Genomic DNA, 17,460 nt, shown 5'->3' with positions numbered 1-17,460 from the left:
TGAGCCTGATGCAGTTCTATATGGGCAAGACCTTATTGTTAGGAGGTCTTGTAATGGCTCTGTCTGGTTGCATGGGGACGCCGCCAGAAGAATTGTCTGAGCAAGCTAATGAAGCCCTGTCGAACAACCCTACAACGGCGCAAAGAGCAGAGCAACGAAACGTACCCGACGAGGTGCGTGCTCAGTTACGTCAGGGTGGTGATTTACAGTCTAATTCTGTACGTCAGTTGCTAGAAGAGCCGCGCTTTTCTATTCAAGCGCGAGACATGGCAGCGCGCGACTTTTTCGCCCAGCTTACCGCTGAGTCACCATACAGCGTAGTGGTTCACCCCGATGTCCGCGGCGGTATTACGCTGAACTTGCGCGACGTGACCATGCAAGAAACGTTAGACGTTGTTCAAGACATTTTCGGTTACGACATTCGCCAACAAGGCCGTATTTATAGAGTTTTTCCTGCGGGATTAAGAACAGAAACCGTGGCGCTGAATTACCTGTCTTTGCGTCGCTTAGGCTTAAGCCAAACACAAATTACTTCTGGTGGAGTGGCAGATCAAGCGGGTAATAATCGCTTAAACCAGAACAGTAATAGTCAGTCGAATAGTAATTATACTGGGTCGGACTTGTTGGGGAATCAAGGAAGTCAAAGCAATCGCAGTAATTCGAGCCAAATTGGCACGGGGCAGAGTGGAAGTTCTATTTCAACGTCTAACGAAACTGATTTTTGGAGCGAATTAGAAGACATTCTTACGGGAATCGTTGGCGACGGTGGCGGCCGTTCTGTTGTGGTTTCTCCTCAAGCCGGACTTGCGACAATTCGCGCGTACCCTGCTGAAATTCGTGCCGCGAAAGACTTTTTACAGTCTGCAGAACAAAGCTTACAGCGCCAGGTTGTTCTCGAAGCGCGTATTGTAGAGGTTACGTTGAATGACCAGTATCAACAAGGCGTAGACTGGTCTCGGATTACTTCAGCAAGCTCAGGTTTTGGCGCTTCATTCAGCGGCTCAAGCATTGAAAGTGGCAGCTTAGGCGGCGTGTTAGGTATTACGTTTAGCAACAGTGACTTTGCCGGCATGGTGCAATTGTTGTCGAACCAAGGTCAAGTTCAAGTGCTCTCTAGTCCTAGAGTTACCGCAACGAATAACCAAAAGTCGATTATTAAAGTCGGTGAAGACGAGTACTTTGTGACTGACGTTTCCACGACAACCATTACGGGTAACGCCACAACGTCGTCGCCAAACATTCAGCTAACTCCATTTTTCTCGGGTATTGCGCTCGACGTAACACCGCAAATAGGAGACAACGGTGACATTACGCTGCATGTTCACCCTTCAGTCACGGAAACCACTGAACAAGAAAAAATTATTTCCCTGAACGACGAGAGTTTCGTCCTACCGCTAGCGCGCAGCAATATTCGGGAATCAGACACAATTATCAGAGCTCGCGACGGTGAGGTGGTTGTCATTGGTGGTTTAATGCAAACCAGTTATACCGAAGATGTTTCTAGTGTGCCGGTGTTAGGGAGTATTCCTTTAGTGGGAGAGCTATTTAGTAACCGTCGTCAGCGTGAAGTGAAAAAAGAACTAGTGATTATGCTTCGCCCTACCATCGTTGGTGCGGAAACATGGGACACCGAATTAGAGCGCTCGCGTGAATTGCTGCGCCGTTGGTACGACGCGGAATAAAAGATGTATTTGTACCACTTTGGACTCAGAGAGCTACCTTTTACGCTCACCCCTAACACAAGTTTCTATTGTGACTTACAAGTTCACCATGAAGCTTTGGAGGTGCTTTCTACAGCACTGAAAACAGGGGAAGGTTTTATTAAAGTTACCGGTGAAGTAGGTACCGGTAAAACACTGTTGTGTCGTAAATTATTGAACGACATTCCCGATCACTTCGTTACTGCCTATATTCCGAACCCGTACTTGAGTCCTGCTGAGCTTCGGCAAGCTATTGCTTCAGAGCTTAATATTGAAAACGCAGACAACTTAGATCAGCACAAACTTACGCAGGCTATTGAGCGTGAGCTATTACGAATTAATCAGTCGGGCCGCAGCGTAGTTATTTTGCTCGACGAAGCACAAGCCTTACCGCAAGAAAGTTTAGAAGCACTACGTTTATTTTCCAATTTAGAAACCGAGTCGAGAAAATTAGTGCACTTGGTTTTAATGGGGCAGCCCGAATTAGACGAGCGTCTAGCTACTCGCGAGCTTCGCCAGTTAAGACAACGCATTACTTTCTCGTATACGCTAAGAACACTAGACGAAACAGAGCTTGCGACTTACCTGCACCATAGACTGCAAATAGCGGGTTACAAAGGCCCACCGATGTTCACGAATAAAACGGCACATTGGATTTATAAAGCGAGCCGAGGGGTACCGCGGTTGGCTAATGTGCTTGCTCATAAGGCGCTCTTGTCAGCTTTTGGTGCTGGTCGTCATCACCTGATTGCTAAAGATGTAAAAGCCGCAATTACAGATACCGAAGACGCAGCAGCGATTGGCATGGCGCCATGGATCTGGGGCGTAGTAGGTGCGGTACTGGGAAGTAGTGTTGTGCTTGGCGCAGCATGGTTGTTAGGGTGGTTTGCGCTATGAGCCTTATCAATCAGATGCTCAAAGATATCGACCAACGTGGCAGTGAACACAAGCAAGCGGGGCATGTGTCGTCAAAATATGTGCCCAGTAATAGGCCACGTTCATCTTGGTTTTACGCGCTGGTAGGTGTTGCTTCAAGTGTGGTTATTGTTTTGCTTGTTTTGTGGATGTTTAAGCCAGAGCAGACAACCTCTGAACAGCCGCAAATGACCGAAAGCCAGCCGCAACAATCAGAGCGACAAGCGCAACCTGCGGCGGTTACGCCGGCTAGAACAACCTCTGCAAACCACGCGCAGCCAGTGCCAATGGCAATCAACCAAGAAGCGGCTCAAAGCGAGCCTGAAACAGCTTCGCAGAATAGTCCGCAAGCGGAGACTCAACCGCAAATCGATATCGCCGATGTTGAAGTTCAGGAATCGCCTGCTTCTGAGCAAGAAGCTTCAGAAAAGCCGCAAGGTGATATGCAAATATCTAACAGCACAGCATCGCCGCGTGAAATAGCTCAACGTTATTACAACCAGGGTTTACAGTTGTTGTCCGAAGGGCAGCAGAGACAAGGTGCAGCACGATTGCAAGACGCATTGTTGCTTGCTCCAGAGTTTCACGACGCGCGTGAAGAGCTGGCCATTTATTACTTCAGTCGTGGGTTTCTGAGCGACGCATTATTAGTGTTAGAGCGAGGTTTAGAACGCTTTCCGAATCAACCTCGCCTGTTACTGCTGCAAGCTCGAATTTTAGAGCGCTCCGGGCAGGAACAAGTGGCGTTAGAATTATTGCGAGACGTGCCTGCTCGTTTTCCGCAACATGCCGATCTATTAAGTTTACGTGGCGTACTCGCCGAGCAACTACAAGATTACGAGTTAGCTATAGGTACGTACGAAACTTTGCTGAATTGGCGCACCGATCAAGGAACTTGGTGGCTAGGCTTGGCGTTGTCTTATGATGCTTTAGATCAAATAGAACAAGCGAAACAAGCCTACCGTTCTGCACTTTCCGACCCAACCTTGGCGCAAGTAAGCCGAGATTACATTCAACAACGACTGGAGGCGCTTCAATAATGGCACGTCCACGTTTAAAAATGCGACTCGGTGACTTACTGGTTCATGAAAACGTAATCACTGAAGCACAACTTGAACAAGCGTTGAATGAGCAGAAGTCTTCGGGGCGTAAGCTAGGGTATGTACTCACAGACTTAAACTTTGTCACCGACGACAGATTACTTCAGTTTCTTGCGCATCAGTTGAATGTACCTCTGGTAGACGTAACAGAGCGTAGACTAGACCCGAATGTGGCCCGCTTGCTGCCAGAAGTTCAGGCGCGGAGGCATCGGGCACTAGTTATTGAGGCAGACGACAATACAGCGCTTATTGGTATGAGCGATCCTGCCGATTTAACCGCTATTGATGCTATTAGCGCTATTTTAGCGCCGAGAAATGTGAATCTTGCGGTAGTGAAAGAAGAACAGTTGCTTGAAAGTTTCGATAATTTATACCGCAGAACTCAAGAGATTGAGCAGTTTGCGCAGCAACTACAAGAAGAAAGCGGTGAAGTTGAAGAATTCGACTTAGGTGCGCTCTCTGACTCTTCTGACGAGGGCGATGTCACCGTAGCAAGATTATTGCAGTCGATTTTTGCCGATGCGGTTCAAATTAGAGCTTCCGATATTCACCTTGAACCAGACGAGCATGGGTTAAGAATAAGACAGCGCGTCGACGGGCAATTACAAGAAAACATTCTTGATGAGAAGAATATCGCGGGTGCTTTGGTGTTGAAGTTGAAGCTTATGGCGGGCTTGGACATTTCCGAAAAGCGACTTCCGCAAGATGGTCGCTTTCAAATGCAGGTGAAGAATCACCGTATTGATGTGCGTTTGTCGACCATGCCAGTTCAATATGGCGAAGCGTGTGTCATGCGTTTGCTCGACCAGTCTTCAGGGTTATTGAAGCTTGAAGAAACGGGTATGCCGGCGGATATTATCAAGAAAGTGCGCTATCACCTGAGTAGACCATACGGCATGATCCTGGTTACCGGGCCTACAGGTTCGGGTAAAACCACCACGCTTTACGCTGCACTAAGTGAGCTCAACCAACCTGCGAAGAAAATCATTACGGTAGAAGACCCCGTTGAATACAGGCTGCCGCGAATCTCCCAGGTGCAGGTGAATTCTAAAATTGGCCTCAGTTTTGGGCGCGTGTTGCGTACCACTCTTCGGCAAGACCCCGACATTATCATGGTGGGGGAGATGCGTGACCAAGAAACCGTAGAAATTGGTCTGCGGGGCTCTATTACTGGTCACCTAGTGTTGTCTACGTTGCACACTAACGACGCCGTAACCAGTGCCATGCGTTTAATTGATATGGGCGCAGCACCTTACTTAGTAGCTAGTGCATTACGCGCGGTGTTAGCGCAGCGGCTATTGCGTAGAGTGTGTCCCCATTGTGTTCAAGACTATGAGCCAGATGCACATGAACAGGCGCTTATGCGTGCGAGTGTCAAACGTATTCCAGAAAATCCACAATGGAAAAAAGGAAAAGGGTGTCAGCGTTGTAATTACACCGGATACCGTGGTCGTGTGGGTGTTTTCGAGTTATTAGAAATTGATGACCCGATGGTTCAGGCGTTAAGACAAAGCGACACGTACGCATTTTCGGAAGCGGTTAAAGCGAATGAATCGTTTAAGTCGCTGGTGGATACGGCGCTCGAATTTGCTGCACAAGGTATAACCACGCTAGAGGAAGTGATGACTCTGATTGCCGGGCTTCCATATTTAGATGAATCTGAGATGGCTGCGGCAGAAGCATTGTTAGAGCAGCAATTAGAAAATAATAATGGTGAGCACGATGCCTGATTTTGCTTATCAAGGTCGCGACCGACAAGGTAAAACCGTGAAAGGCGTAGTCAACGCCTCGAGCGCAAGTACGGTTGCCGACCAATTGATTCGCAAAGGTATTGTTCCTCTTTCTATTTCAGAAGGTAAGGTTTCGGACGGGTTTGACTTTAAGCGTATTGTGAAAGTTATTTTTTCCCGACCTCTACCGCTTCCTGACTTAGTTATGTTTATTCGCCAGATGTACTCGCTGACCAAAGCGGGTATTTCTATGTTGCGCGCTATTGAGGGGCTTGCTGAAAACGCCAGTAACAAGAAACTACAAAGTGCGTTAAAAGATATCGCTACGCAGCTAGAGAAAGGTCGAAGCCTTTCTGCTTCTATGGCCGACCATCCAGAGTGTTTTCCTCGATTGGTCATTGCTGTTGTTCATGTGGGAGAAAACACGGGACAGCTAGAAGAGAGCTTTTCTCAGTTATCTTATTATTTAGAAAATGAGCAAGAAACCAGGAAGCGCCTGAAACAAGCAACGCGCTACCCTAGCTTTGTATTAGCTACGTTGGTGGTAGCCATATTCTTGCTTAACTTGTTTGTTATTCCGCAATTTGCACGCATGTTCCAAAGTATGAATGCAGAGTTGCCGTTAATCACAAAAATACTGCTGGGTAGTTCGAGTGTGTTTCAGCAGTATTGGTGGCTCATTATTCTTGCCGGTATAGCGGGTTGGTTTGGCTTGCGTTATCAGCTTCAATCAAAACAGTTTCAACGACGTTGGGACAAGTGGAAATTGAAAGTCCCAGCTATTGGCAACGTGTTGGAACGTTCTTTGTTAGCACGTTTTTGTAGAAGTTTCAGTGTAATGCTGAACGCAGGTGTTCCACTTACGCAAGCCTTGAATTTAGTAGCCGACGCGGTCGACAACCAATATATGGCAGAACGAATTGTAGACATGCGAAAAGGTGTAGAGCGCGGTGAAGCATTGTCGCGAGTGAGTAAAAGCAGTGGTTTGTTTAGCTTGTTGGTTCTGCAAATGATATCGGTGGGTGAAGAAACCGGTAACTTAGACGATTTGCTATTAGAAGCCGCCGAGTATTATGAGCGTGAGGTCGATTACGACTTGAAGAACTTACTAGCGAAGATCGAACCAATGCTTGTGGGCTTTGTGGCCATTATTGTAGGTGTGCTAGCGATGGGTATTTTCCTACCTATGTGGGGAATGATGGAAGCAGCGGGAGGATTGTAGTCGATGCGTATACCCAAGTTTGATCAAGCTTCGAGTGGTCGTGCTAGTCAACGCACGCTGTTAGTTTGGATAGTGTCCGGAATTTTAGTTGCTATTTTCGCCAGCGTTTTTTTATATAACCTGTTTAAAGACGACGTTGACTGGAAAGCCGCAGAGTTTGAAATGGCCACCAAGCGTTTTGAAGAGCATTTAATGCTGGCGCGAGTAGAATGGATGCGCACGGGGAGACCCGCTGAAGTTGGGTTGTTGTACGCTGACTGGGATAGGCATGGACGACCCGTTGAACCCATTAGCGGCTCGGTAAGAGTGCTGATGTCGAAAGATGGCTGGCCGCTAGCGAGAGCCTCGCGAGCAGAAGGATGTGCTGAGTTGTGGTACTTGTTGGCACGTACCGAACCGCTCGAAGAAGAACTCGATATTCGCTATCACTACGACGGCGACCGTGAACTCGATGTGTGCGAATTTTATTTTCGCGATGTTCTTAAATTTACGTTTTATCCCGAGAATGGTCGGGTGGTTAAAGCATAATCAAATGTTGACTGGTTTGTGGTCGCGTTGAGAAGCATCAAAATGTAACAAAACCCTCGTAATAAAAGGGTTTGCGCAATAAAAGAGAAGCGCGTAATATAACAATCTATATAGCTTGATCGAGTTCAAGTTATGATAGGATTTAAACATAATGGAGAAGCTACAATGGCCTCGGAATTAGAGCAACAAAAACAAACGAGCCGAGCAAATAAACAAGCGGGTTTCACGCTTATAGAGCTTATTATTGTTGTAGTGATCTTAGGACTATTAGCCGCTTCGGCGCTTCCTCGTTTTATTAACATTGCTCCTGACGCAGAAGACGCCTCTATTGAAGGTGTTGCGGGTGGCTTAGTCAGTGCTGTGGGTATTGTACGCGGCCAGTGGGAATTGGACGGCAGACCTAGCGGCACGAATGCAACTACAGGCGCTGGCGCTGTTGTAGTCATGGACTTGGTTGAAGTGAATGTAGACGGTAACCGTGGTTACCCTGTGAGTGGTAATGGTAACCCAGCTGCTCACGACGAAAACATGACTGCTGATGACTGTAGAACATTGTTTGGCGCTATTTTACAAGGCGCACCAACAGCTGCTTCTGACTTTTCAGAAGTAGAGCGAGTAAGATTTTATGTAACGGCTGAGAATAACGGCACAAACGACATTTGTGTTTATTATCAAGCTAGTACTGTAAAAGGCCTGACAGCAGCACCGTCGGGTGACGACTACTTAACTGTGGGTAATAACTTTGTGTATAACCCGCGTACGGGTAGTGTAAACGTAAATTTGAATCGTAATTAATTTCGATTTCTCGAATGGACCCGGGTTTTTTAGGGGAGACTCAGCCAGGACGGCTAGCCAGGGGCTTTAAATACTAAAACGCTTGTAAAAGGTGAGTAATATGACACAGCAAAAAGGTTTTACTTTGATCGAATTGATCATCGTAATTGTGATTTTGGGTATCCTGGCAGTAACAGCAGCTCCTAGGTTTTTTGATTTTGGTTCAGATGCGCGTGCTGCGACTCTTGGTGGGTTAGAATCGAGTGTTAAGGGAGCAATGGAGATTACATATGCGCGAGCTTTGGTTGCTGGAGAATCAGAAACTGCGTCGGTCTCTTTATCTAATCCAGCGGTAGATATCGTGTTTGGATATCCGGCAGCTACTGCTACGGGAATTATGGAAGCGTTAGCTGATGATTCAGACTGGGGTTCAGTAGTTGCAACTGCGGATGTTGGTGCTGTAACAACTGATGATTTGTTAATATATCCATCAGACGTTTCTGTCACAGCAACGGTATCTCCAGACACTGAATGCTATTTAATTTATACAGAAGCTGCCGATGCTTCGACGCCACCTTCGGTTGAAGTTGTCAGCACTGGTTGTTAAGTGATTAGAAATAAAAAGAGGGGCTTCGGCCCCTTTTTTATTGCCTGAAAATCAAAGCTGAAATAGTTTTCGTAAGGATCGCTGTGCGGTCTGCACCGTGGTCCTGGATTTTGGCGTTTTGTACTTGTCGCTAGTCACGTAGCAATAACACTCATCGGATAGTCATTGATACGTAACCACCCAGCACGCACAAATCTAACAAGCTAAAATCTTCAACCATGCGTTCTGCTGAATTTGTTCTATGCTTAATTTGAAAAATCTTCAATTAACTCAAGGAACAAGCGTATGTTTGAACTTACAGGTTTATTTGGATTAATACTGCTAATTCTAGATGTTTACGCGATTGTGAAAACGGCACAGAGTGGAGCTGGAACTGGTTCTAAAGTGTTATGGATTGTGTTGATTATCTTGCTACCTTTCGCAGGCTTTATTTTATGGCTACTCCTTGGGCCGAAAGCTTGAAACCTGAGAGACTCAAATTTATAAGGAAAGTTTGCGGACGAAGGTAGGGTGATTCAATCCAATTTCAAACCAGAGGCTTGGCTTTAGGCATTAGAAGAGCACTCGATGTGTTCTTCTAATGCAGTGACTCTCTACATGTGGATTAATGGCTACACTACCCCAAAGCGTGGTTCATGAAAGCGGATTTTGATGTCCCTGATCACAAAGTGTTGGAGGGTGAAAACCGCGCGGAGCGAGCATTGCTCGCTCAGGTTTTTACGTGAGGCATGGATGCCGAACCGGAGGGATGCTACATGGATGTATTCTTAGTCATCATCTTGGAGACCGCACGGCGGTCCGTACAAACAGATTCTCGCAACGGTCATCGGATAGCCATTGATACGTAACCACCCAACAAGAACAAACCCATTAAGCCCAAACTATCATTTAATCCCAAGCTTTCCTTTTTTCAGCTTAATCCGCACTTCCTCTGCAATTTCACTTGGAACTATAACCTTGTTGAATGGGAAAATAGCCACGCCCATCAGTTTCCAATGCGCGGGAATATTCGGAATCGTGACAATAAGCCAGAAAAACACCAAGTTCATAATCGATGCAAAGAAGTGCAAGATCGCCAGAATTAAGCCCACCGGAATCCAAAGAATATTTAGAACAGTACCCACGCCTCGGCCGAACGTATGCACTTTGCTCGAAACATGTTCCGTGTCCGTTAACCGCTTGTAGGCTTCTAATTCACTTTTACTGATCACGTTCTGACCAAAAGGCCATAGTGCAAATAGAGCGATTCTAAAAATGGGTAGAAAAATCGGGAAAAAGATAATAGCAGCTAAGGTATAAGCTAAGAATAAAGCCCAACCACCGAGAAGGAGCCAAAGTATATTTCCGAGTAGACGCATGTTTTGTCCTTGTATTTTGCTGAATACTAACTAATTTTATTAATTACTCATCATCATAATAGAAGTTAACTGAAAAGTACTATCTATGCGACAGAACAAATTGTTGCAAGATTTAACTTTAGTGAGCATTTGAAACGGAGTACTCAGCGTGAAGCATTTGATCGGGGTTTTATCATTGATATTTGTTTTCTCTTGGAGTCACCAAGCATACGCAATAAGCACTTGCTTACACTCCGATGTTGAGGAAATTGAGTTTTCAGACTCGGAAATAGCTTGGCTAGTTTTAAACGTGGGTGCTGATGAAGTTAACCTGACGGGCACAAATGATGACATTGCTACCCTTACCGTTCGCAAATGCGCCTCCAATCCTGATGTGCTTGATCAAATGGTATTCGATACCGACAAACGAGGCGACAGGTTACGAGTGAGTATGACCGACAGTTCCATTCAGCGCGGCGGCTTTTTTCGTTGGTTGATAGGTCAGGGTAATCAATATAGCTATTTTAGAATCGAGGGCAGCATACCCAAGTCGTGGGGTGTTGAAATTGACTTAGGGTCTGGGTTTGCCAGGTTTGAACATGTTCGAGCGCTTCGGTTTGAGGTTGGGAGTGGGAACCTAGAGGCAAACTACATCAACGGAATGATTACCGGCGAATTAGGGTCAGGAGATGTAGAACTTAGAAGTGTAGGTGCTATTACGATGTCCGACATTGGCTCGGGAGATATGATCGTTCGTGAGGCAGGGGGCGATGTGTTAATTGAGGACATAGGTTCAGGTGATTTTACCATTCGTAACTTGATGGGTAATTTGCTCGTAGAAAGCTTGGGATCTGGAGATGTCTCTGCATACTCTGTGGCTGGGTCGGTGACCGTAATGGAAAAAGGAAGTGGAGATGTTTCCGTAAGTGACGTGCAAGGTGAAGTGAATATCGATGGAGCCAGATGAACATAAAATTATTCATTGAAATAATTATAGAGGAATTTTAAACATTACCGATAACTAGACTAAGCTTGTGAAGAAAAGGCGCTACTATAATAACTATAAGCTCAAGCACCTTGTAAACATACATAGATATTAATTTTAAGAAGGCTAGCGCATGAGAAACAACCAACCGGTTACTCAAAAGGAATATAAGTTTCCGTCCCATCAGCGTTTAATTTCGTCTACCGACACGCGCGGTGCAATTAAGTATTTCAATAGCGCGTTTCAGCAGGTGAGTGGTTTCACTGACGATGAATTGATGGACTCTCCCCACAATTTAGTGCGCCATCCAGATATGCCACCCGCGGTTTATGAAAACATGTGGGCAACGTTGAAGTCGGGCAAGCCATGGATGGGTATCGTTAAAAACCGCAGAAAGAACGGCGATCATTATTGGGTTAGCGCCTATGTAACGCCTATTTTCGAGCAAGATAAAATTGTCGGCTACGAGTCCGTACGTGTAGTGCCTGAAGAGTATCAAAAGCGATTAGCCGATAAGATTTATAAACGTATACGTGAAGGAAAGCGCCCGTTAAGCCGCACTCAAGAGATTACCTATTACGCGAAGGAGCTCATGCATGTTTGGGTTCCTACTTTGGTAGGTACGGTGATTGGTGGTTTTGTCTGGGGTGCTGGTGCAGCAGGTCTTATTGGAGGTTTGGGTATACTGGCACTGATTGCGAGTATCATCAAAAATGAGCAAACTTGGAGTGATATCGAGAAGCTCATGCCAGAGGGTTTCAATAACCCGTATGTGGCTCGTACATACTCTGAAGCTGTGGGTGCAAAAGCGGTTGTTGAACTCATGATTCGTAGTGAGTCGTCGCGCGGGCGAACGGCGCTTACGCGTATTCAAGATGCGACGGAGACGTTATATGCGCGTGTCACTGAGTCGCGAGAGCAAGCAGAAGCAAGCAATCAGCTTATTGAACGTCAGTCGCAGGCTACGCAAACAGCGGCATCTGCCATTAATGAAATGACCACGTCTATCCAAGAAGTTGCGGATAACGTCGAGATAAACGCGCAGCGTTCAAATGAAGCTTCATCGAACGTAAATACCAGTGCAGACACCGCGCAAAAAGCTTTGGAAGCGATTAATCGCTTAAGTGACACGGTGGGATCAATTGCGCACACCGTGAATGAGCTTGCCGAGTCGACTGACACGATCGGCCAAGCGGCAGACATCATTACTCAGATTGCAGATCAAACGAACTTGCTTGCACTGAATGCAGCTATTGAAGCAGCGCGAGCAGGAGAGCATGGTCGCGGGTTTAGCGTGGTGGCTGACGAGGTTCGAGCTCTAGCTTCGAAGACTCGTGACAGCACCGACAAAATTCACAAAATTATCGGTGAATTTAGAACTAAAGCGGAAGACGCCGTGCATATTTCTGAGGAAGGCAGAAGAGTTGCCGAGGAAGGTGTGGCCATGGTGACTGACACGGAGAAAGCTCTTTCAGAGATTCGAGTTGCAGTGCATGGAATTGCGGAAGGTAACCAAAATATGGCTGCGGCAGTTGAAGAGCAGTCTAATGTTGCCGAGCATATTAACCAGCAAGTGACTGATATTTCGGACGACTCTCGAGCAGCTTCTGAAAACGTGAGTGCAACCCTAGATAGTGCGAAACGTTTGGAAGAAACGATTAACCAGCTTAATTCGTTGGTACGACGCTTTTCAGCTTAACTGAATAAAGTGCTTAATAAAAAACGGGCCCAAAAGGCCCGTTTTTTTATTCAGGAGCTTTACCAGCCCCTTTCTAACCAATAAATAACACGGTCATTACCGCGGTATTGCCCAAAACCAGCTTGAGCTGTTGGGTCTACAAGTGTGTCGTCATTATTCCAGTCGTAACGTAACCAAGGTAGTGCAAGCAATTCGTACGTGAATTCGAAGCTTCCGCTGGCACTGGGTGCGTCATTTATCCAAGCGAAATTTCCACTAGGCAACTCACCGTTGATAAAGCTTTCGGTCATCGGTGAAGCGGTCGCTGAAACCGTGATAGCCGGATCAACGTTAAATACTGAGAAATCCGCTATCCCTAATATGGTTTGATCGTCAGGGTTGTGCGCTACAAAGCTAGTGCCATTGTAGTACTCCACGTACGCTAGAATATCTAATGGTTCGCTTTCTGGACCAGAAAGGTTTTCAAGACGAAGGCGTGCGTAACGCTGCTCTGGATATAGAATGTTGTTAAATTCCACGTTTTGGCAGCTGTCCGCAGGAGCCGTTTTCACACATACGTTGTCTGCGTCGGTTAACCACGCAGCCTGAAAGGTAAGGTTTAACTCAAGCTCGGTGTCAGTTATTGGCGACGTTAGCTCAGGCGTTTTGTCGAACAACAACTCTGTATTTTCTAAGAAGACTCTCAATTCACTGTTGGCCGGCACGGCATCGGTGTTAAAGGTTCCAGCCGTGTCGACACTTGCTGTTTGCGTTGCGTAATTTGCATCCAGCACATTCACAGCAAGGTCGCTATCTGCTATTTCATCGGTCGGTGCCACATAGCGCATAAAGGGGCTGAAGAAATAATTAAATATCTGCTGCCCGTCTTCGGCGCGAGGCACCAAAATAGCTTCTGGCGCCGTACTAAAGATCATAGGTTGGCCTAAGTAGTGTACTGACGTCGCTACGTCGGTCATGGAGCCTGCAAGCTCGGCGGTGCTAATGGTGTGACTGAAATATGATGGAATGAAGCGACCGATATCATTCGATGTGGAAGCAACTCCAGAACCCGTTAGGTAGCTTGCCGTGCTGGCGGAGATCGACATCACACCAACTTCGCTATAGCTTGATGTAACGGATGCTATGCCGTTTGAGAATGTGGCGTTAGTTTCACTGAGATTGCCGGTAATAGTTCCTGCACCTGTAGGAGCAACTAAATTCGCAGTAAGTAATGCGGTTGTAGGTGTAACTTCGTTACCAAAATTAGGTGTTAGGTTGCCTAGACTATTGCGCGCCTCTATTTGATAATCAAACGATTGACCGGCAGCGCAGAAAACCTCAAAGCCGCCAACCGAATCAGTTCCAGTATATGTGTTTTCACAACTTAAATTAGTAAATGCGTAGCTAGCGGGGCGAGATATAAACTCCCCATCCCCAACGACTACAGTTCCTGCGTCTCCGTTAGTCGAATTACCCGTGTAGCTCGCATTCAAAGACATAAGCCCCGCGTCTGGATAGGTCATAGTCGGAAGTGTGGCGATACCCGAAGCATTGAAACTTAAATTAAAAGCCTGAGGCGTGCTTAAATCGGTTCCTCCAACATTAATGAATTGAGTTCCAGAGCTTGGGTTACTGTAGCTCTGCGTTAACGTGACATTGCGGCTTACGTTTTCAAATAAAGGCGTGCATTGGTTACTTGTATTCACGCCAACGGCTTGAATCGTGTTGGTGGTCTCGCTGGCGCCTGCGACTCCGTCGGCAAGGTTTACTACGAAGCCAGCTCGACTCACGCTCACTTCACAAGATGTTGTGCTATTCACCGTACCCGCGACATCACACTGGTTGATCGCGCCAGGAGCCTCTGTTTCGTTTCGGGTACGTAGAATAGCGGTTTGGTTGCTGCTACCCAGGTTGCCGTTAAACGGCATAAAAATAGATACGGAGGTTTGGCCTGCACCTGCTGCGATAGACCAGGCAATAATATTATTGGCGGTTTGTCCGTCGGCTTCTAACTCTCCACTGACCGCGTCACTGTATAGGTTGGTGCAGTTAGCATTGGTACACGCTTGGATGGTGACGCTCTCGGCTACGCAGGCACTTGCGGAACCAGATTGAATAATACGGAAATGGTCAATACCTCCACCTCCGCCACCGCAGGGGCCGTCGTTGTCGTTAATATCGCAAACAGGTCCGTTAACGTCGTCCCCGCCATTGACTTCGGGTGCGTTAACATAGCCGTTAATTTCGCCGTTGTTATTTACCGTGCCATCAGCGTTAACATTGCCATTAATTGTACCGTTGTTGTTTATTGTACCAGTAGCTTCAATATCACTATTAATGACTGTATTGTTGCCGTTTATATTGATGTTTTCCGCTTCAATACCGTCGGCATAAATCTCATTATTTTGACCGAAATTGATATTGGTCGCTGTGATTGAGCATGAATCTTGTGTGGTCTCTGAGCAAAAGGTTACGTTCTCTCCCGTTTGCAATGTGCCACTTACGGTTACATTACCCTCAATCGAACTGTTGTTCCCAAGATTTAGGTTCCCCGAAATCACTAAGTTACCGGTTAAGGCTCCATTGTTTCCTGCATTCACGGAGCCCGCAATGGTTAAGTCAGCGTTTATAATAGCGTTATTGGTCGGATTCAAATTCCCACTTACGAAAATATGAAGGTTTTCGGCATTGCCGCCAGGGTTAACTTCGAAATTATTTCCAAAACTTAAGTCGCCAGATATGTTTAAGGTTGTTTCTTGCGATACTAATAAAGTGTCGTTGTTGCCAAAAATCAAATTTCCTGTGCAGGTAATCACTGTGCCAGCAACCGAACAATTGTTCCACGGAGAGCTGCTAGGTATTCCAGGTAAGGTGTATGTTGCCGCATTTACTTTAAACGCACACAGCGCCATAACCACAAGGGCTAAATGGAGCCATTTTTGATATGAACGTGAGCGTTTAAATTCAGTCATTAATGTTTGCTTCTATTGCTAACTGTCTGGAATACCTGCTGTCACCGATATCACATACTCCGACGCTTTCTACTTGGAAGTGTGTTCCTGAAAAGTCACCAGGCAGAGGAAATTCAGAGCAAGTTACATTGGCTTCGCAGTTGTCCAGTCCGTCTATGTTGAAAGTATAGCTTTGCGCGACGCAGTTTGGTGTGTCGTCGTTGGGCGGAAACAACTCGTCTGCCATAAAAACCTCTATACCGCTTGCTGCTGCATGGTAAGCCCGAGCTCCATAAACTTCTGCTACAACCCCTTGAGCCGCATCGTTGATAACGCGTGTTAATGCAATGCCCACAACAGAAAGCACCACAATAATAAATATTGCGACGACCAATGCGCTGCCTTGTTGTTTGCCATGATTGCTATGGAACATTAGGAACATGCACCTCGTGTTGAATTCTTAAAGGTTCGTTGCCACTGTCACGAGCGAACCGAAAGTCGAACTGTACCAAACTGTTGCGTTGCAAAGTCGCTTCGAAAACTTGGAAAGGGTACTGCGCACTTTGGCTCAGGTCGTTGTCGAGCTGCGCAGCCATAACTTCCCCAGAAACAGAACCCAGTAACGTTGCTAACGACGGTTGGTTAATATTGAAACCATAACCACTAAAGCGAACAAGTTGCTGGTTAGGACGCGTACCTTGCATGCACCAACTTACTGGCGTACTGGTGACGAAATAACGTCGCGCAGGACTTTCTGTAGGAAAATGTGTTGGGCTGTCCGAATAGTTAAATGTGGTTAGCCCTGCGTTTGGCGTGTCTGCAGAAAGCGTATCTATGTTTTTCTTACGAGAAGAATTGCCGTAGATGTGGTTTAACGTAGTGGCATAAACATACAAGCTGCCGCCAACTAAACTAACGTTCGAGGGCACGGAAGGAGTTACACCTACGAAGTCGTCACTACTTGTTGGGCCCGGAAGTGGAATTTGAACATAGCTGCTTGCGGCTAATATAGGAACGAATTCAATACAGCGTTGGTTGTCGGTAGCACTTACTCGGATGCTACGAGGTAGTGCGTTTTTTAATTCACGGCTTAGCCTTTCAACCGCAAACCGGCTTTGACTCAGTAATTGCTCGCGCTCAACACTGTCGGAAAAAATACGTGCTCCAAAACCTAAATAACTAAAGGTAAAAGTGCCGACTATTCCCAATAGAACAATAACGACGATCAGTTCGATTAAGGTAAAGCCTTTACCGCTGCGCATTAAAAGTTACCTCGTATACCGGTAAAGTCGAAATCTTGGCCTAATGGCGTAGTAATGGTGACTTGGGTGCGCTTGAAATTGGTAACTCCTGCCTGGCAAACGCCTACATTATTGCTGTAACAGACATCAATGGCATAACTAAAACCCGGATAGCGAGAGCTTAAGTCTTCATTCAGTGTATTGGTTATATTAGGAATAACCACTTGCAGCTGATGGTAGTCGTCTACATCGTTAAAGCTTGCGCGGTCCTCGCCGTCGTCGCCTAAGTTGGCGGGTAGTGTACATGCTGGCGCACCCGTTTCACCGCAACGTAAACCACCGCCAGAGCGGTCACTATTTTCGTCAAAGCTTTGGCTGCGAATTTCGCTCATTAATGCGATGCCTAATTCCGACGCTCGCATCTGCAGAATGGGTTCGGCACCTCGTTTTGCCTGCGGAAATAGCAACGTGCTTAGAATTGTTAATGCAATTCCAAGTGTAACAATGCCCACAATAATTTCGACAAGCGTAAATCCTTGTTGCTGGCGCGGAACCATAAACCCTCTAGAGAAAGCGCTAATGTACTTCTAAGCATACATTTTTTGTGCGATTTTTCATATTTATAGCTATGAATTGTGCAATATTTACAAGCAAGTTGAACGCCCTTGTACATTGGCAGGTTTATTGTCATT

General features: G+C 46.3%; 16 protein-coding genes. 11 read left to right on the top strand and 5 right to left on the bottom strand.

The window, feature by feature from the left end:
• Positions 1-53 precede the first annotated feature (53 nt).
• From mshL to EYQ95_RS07435, 9 genes are all read left to right on the top strand, one after another.
• On the top strand, positions 54-1,682 hold the full coding sequence (mshL, locus tag EYQ95_RS07475) for a pilus (MSHA type) biogenesis protein MshL (protein WP_207916268.1): 1,629 nt from the start codon (positions 54-56) through the stop codon (positions 1,680-1,682).
• A 3-nt stretch (positions 1,683-1,685) separates the two neighbouring features.
• The gene (locus tag EYQ95_RS07470; RefSeq protein ID WP_111915270.1) at positions 1,686-2,597 is read left to right on the top strand and encodes an ExeA family protein; all 912 of its coding nucleotides are present in this window, start codon (positions 1,686-1,688) and stop codon (positions 2,595-2,597) included.
• A complete protein-coding gene (locus tag EYQ95_RS07465; protein WP_165831962.1) occupies positions 2,594-3,655 on the top strand; it encodes a lipopolysaccharide assembly protein LapB in 1,062 nt (353 codons plus the stop codon). The genes EYQ95_RS07470 and EYQ95_RS07465 overlap by 4 nt, the downstream gene beginning before the upstream one ends.
• A complete protein-coding gene (locus EYQ95_RS07460; RefSeq protein ID WP_111915268.1) occupies positions 3,655-5,445 on the top strand; it encodes a GspE/PulE family protein in 1,791 nt (596 codons plus the stop codon). The genes EYQ95_RS07465 and EYQ95_RS07460 overlap by 1 nt, the downstream gene beginning before the upstream one ends.
• Positions 5,438-6,667, top strand: coding sequence for a type II secretion system F family protein (locus EYQ95_RS07455; protein ID WP_111915267.1), 1,230 nt, complete (start codon positions 5,438-5,440; stop codon positions 6,665-6,667). The genes EYQ95_RS07460 and EYQ95_RS07455 overlap by 8 nt, the downstream gene beginning before the upstream one ends.
• Positions 6,668-6,670: 3 nt before the next feature.
• Positions 6,671-7,195: a hypothetical protein gene (locus tag EYQ95_RS07450; protein WP_111915266.1), complete on the top strand. Its 525-nt coding sequence runs from the start codon at positions 6,671-6,673 to the stop codon at positions 7,193-7,195.
• A gap of 132 nt (positions 7,196-7,327) precedes the next feature.
• On the top strand, positions 7,328-7,990 hold the full coding sequence (locus EYQ95_RS07445) for a type II secretion system protein (RefSeq protein ID WP_243699875.1): 663 nt from the start codon (positions 7,328-7,330) through the stop codon (positions 7,988-7,990).
• Positions 7,991-8,090: 100 nt separating this feature from the next.
• Positions 8,091-8,576: a prepilin-type N-terminal cleavage/methylation domain-containing protein gene (locus tag EYQ95_RS27020; RefSeq protein WP_111915264.1), complete on the top strand. Its 486-nt coding sequence runs from the start codon at positions 8,091-8,093 to the stop codon at positions 8,574-8,576.
• Positions 8,577-8,861: 285 nt separating this feature from the next.
• Positions 8,862-9,038 carry a PLD nuclease N-terminal domain-containing protein gene (locus EYQ95_RS07435; RefSeq protein WP_111915263.1) on the top strand — a complete coding sequence of 59 codons (177 nt, stop codon included), beginning with the start codon at positions 8,862-8,864 and terminating at the stop codon, positions 9,036-9,038.
• Positions 9,039-9,460: 422 nt separating this feature from the next.
• On the opposite strand, the gene EYQ95_RS07430 is transcribed toward EYQ95_RS07435, so the two are convergent.
• On the bottom strand, positions 9,461-9,934 hold the full coding sequence (locus EYQ95_RS07430) for a YccF domain-containing protein (RefSeq protein ID WP_111915262.1): 474 nt from the start codon (positions 9,932-9,934) through the stop codon (positions 9,461-9,463).
• 148 nt (positions 9,935-10,082) lie between these two features.
• Here EYQ95_RS07430 and EYQ95_RS07425 point away from each other — a divergent pair, with 148 nt between their 5' ends.
• Positions 10,083-10,880: a hypothetical protein gene (locus EYQ95_RS07425; RefSeq protein ID WP_111915261.1), complete on the top strand. Its 798-nt coding sequence runs from the start codon at positions 10,083-10,085 to the stop codon at positions 10,878-10,880.
• A gap of 151 nt (positions 10,881-11,031) precedes the next feature.
• A complete protein-coding gene (locus tag EYQ95_RS07420; protein WP_111915260.1) occupies positions 11,032-12,597 on the top strand; it encodes a PAS domain-containing methyl-accepting chemotaxis protein in 1,566 nt (521 codons plus the stop codon).
• Between the two features lie 59 nt (positions 12,598-12,656).
• Here EYQ95_RS07420 and EYQ95_RS07415 read toward each other — a convergent pair whose 3' ends face one another.
• From EYQ95_RS07415 to EYQ95_RS07400, 4 genes are read right to left on the bottom strand one after another with little or no spacing between them, the layout of a single operon-like run.
• The gene (locus EYQ95_RS07415) at positions 12,657-15,548 is read right to left on the bottom strand and encodes a polymer-forming cytoskeletal protein (protein WP_111915259.1); all 2,892 of its coding nucleotides are present in this window, start codon (positions 15,546-15,548) and stop codon (positions 12,657-12,659) included.
• A complete protein-coding gene (locus tag EYQ95_RS07410) occupies positions 15,541-15,960 on the bottom strand; it encodes a pilus assembly PilX N-terminal domain-containing protein (RefSeq protein ID WP_111915258.1) in 420 nt (139 codons plus the stop codon). The genes EYQ95_RS07415 and EYQ95_RS07410 overlap by 8 nt, the downstream gene beginning before the upstream one ends.
• On the bottom strand, positions 15,950-16,789 hold the full coding sequence (locus EYQ95_RS07405) for a PilW family protein (protein WP_111915257.1): 840 nt from the start codon (positions 16,787-16,789) through the stop codon (positions 15,950-15,952). The genes EYQ95_RS07410 and EYQ95_RS07405 overlap by 11 nt, the downstream gene beginning before the upstream one ends.
• Complete coding sequence (locus EYQ95_RS07400) at positions 16,789-17,325, bottom strand: type II secretion system protein (protein ID WP_111915256.1); 537 nt, start codon at positions 17,323-17,325, stop codon at positions 16,789-16,791. Before EYQ95_RS07400 ends, EYQ95_RS07405 begins: the two co-directional genes overlap by 1 nt.
• Positions 17,326-17,460: the final 135 nt, after the last annotated feature.

Source organism: Lysobacter sp. N42, assembly GCF_004344885.1.
The sequence above is the reverse complement of the archived record's forward strand: the minus strand, read 5'-3'. Positions and strand labels throughout refer to the sequence as shown.

Excerpts from the sequence above, each read along its gene's own strand:
- mshL (WP_207916268.1), top strand. The coding sequence starts at position 54 with ATGGCTCTGTCTGGTTGCATGGGGACGCCGCCAGAAGAATTGTCTGAG.
- EYQ95_RS07470 (WP_111915270.1), top strand. The coding sequence starts at position 1,686 with ATGTATTTGTACCACTTTGGACTCAGAGAGCTACCTTTTACGCTCACC.
- EYQ95_RS07465 (WP_165831962.1), top strand. The coding sequence starts at position 2,594 with ATGAGCCTTATCAATCAGATGCTCAAAGATATCGACCAACGTGGCAGT.
- EYQ95_RS07460 (WP_111915268.1), top strand. The coding sequence starts at position 3,655 with ATGGCACGTCCACGTTTAAAAATGCGACTCGGTGACTTACTGGTTCAT.
- EYQ95_RS07455 (WP_111915267.1), top strand. The coding sequence starts at position 5,438 with ATGCCTGATTTTGCTTATCAAGGTCGCGACCGACAAGGTAAAACCGTG.
- EYQ95_RS07450 (WP_111915266.1), top strand. The coding sequence starts at position 6,671 with ATGCGTATACCCAAGTTTGATCAAGCTTCGAGTGGTCGTGCTAGTCAA.
- EYQ95_RS07445 (WP_243699875.1), top strand. The coding sequence starts at position 7,328 with ATGATAGGATTTAAACATAATGGAGAAGCTACAATGGCCTCGGAATTA.
- EYQ95_RS27020 (WP_111915264.1), top strand. The coding sequence starts at position 8,091 with ATGACACAGCAAAAAGGTTTTACTTTGATCGAATTGATCATCGTAATT.
- EYQ95_RS07435 (WP_111915263.1), top strand. The coding sequence starts at position 8,862 with ATGTTTGAACTTACAGGTTTATTTGGATTAATACTGCTAATTCTAGAT.
- EYQ95_RS07430 (WP_111915262.1), bottom strand. The coding sequence starts at position 9,934 with ATGCGTCTACTCGGAAATATACTTTGGCTCCTTCTCGGTGGTTGGGCT.
- EYQ95_RS07420 (WP_111915260.1), top strand. The coding sequence starts at position 11,032 with ATGAGAAACAACCAACCGGTTACTCAAAAGGAATATAAGTTTCCGTCC.
- EYQ95_RS07415 (WP_111915259.1), bottom strand. The coding sequence starts at position 15,548 with ATGACTGAATTTAAACGCTCACGTTCATATCAAAAATGGCTCCATTTA.
- EYQ95_RS07410 (WP_111915258.1), bottom strand. The coding sequence starts at position 15,960 with ATGTTCCATAGCAATCATGGCAAACAACAAGGCAGCGCATTGGTCGTC.
- EYQ95_RS07405 (WP_111915257.1), bottom strand. The coding sequence starts at position 16,789 with ATGCGCAGCGGTAAAGGCTTTACCTTAATCGAACTGATCGTCGTTATT.
- EYQ95_RS07400 (WP_111915256.1), bottom strand. The coding sequence starts at position 17,325 with ATGGTTCCGCGCCAGCAACAAGGATTTACGCTTGTCGAAATTATTGTG.